Source organism: Thalassospira sp. MCCC 1A03138 (assembly GCF_002115785.1).
In the GTDB taxonomy this organism is placed as follows: Bacteria; Pseudomonadota; Alphaproteobacteria; order Rhodospirillales; family Thalassospiraceae; genus Thalassospira.
This window is the reverse complement of the sequence record NZ_JFJY01000032.1, coordinates 1-360: the sequence shown is the minus strand read 5'-3', so window position 1 is coordinate 360 and position 360 is coordinate 1. Positions and strand designations below refer to the sequence as shown.

Below are 360 nucleotides of genomic sequence, written 5' to 3'. Positions count from 1 at the left end.
ATTTTGGCATGAAGGCCCACATCGGCGCCGATGACGAATCGGGTCTGGTGCACAGCGTAGTGGGCACGGCGGCCAATGTGGCGGATGTCACCCAGGTGGACAAATTGCTGCATGGCGACGAAAACGTGGTCTGCGCCGATGCAGGCTACACCGGTGTCGAAAAGCGGCCCGAGCATGAAGGACGTGAAGTTATCTGGCAGGTGGCGGCACGCCGCAGCACCTACAAAAAACTCGATAAGCGCAGCGTGCTGTACAAAGCCAAGCGCAAGATTGAAAAGGCCAAGGCTCAGGTGCGCGCCAAGGTCGAGCATCCGTTCCGGGTAATCAAGCGCCAGTTCGGTTACACCAAGGTGCGCTTTC

Annotated in this window: 1 protein-coding gene; it reads left to right on the top strand. The window is 58.6% G+C overall.

Going from position 1 to position 360, the window contains the following annotated elements; translation table 11 throughout:
- A partial coding sequence (locus TH468_RS21110) for a transposase (protein ID WP_139834786.1) occupies positions 1-360 on the top strand: 360 nt, incomplete at both ends.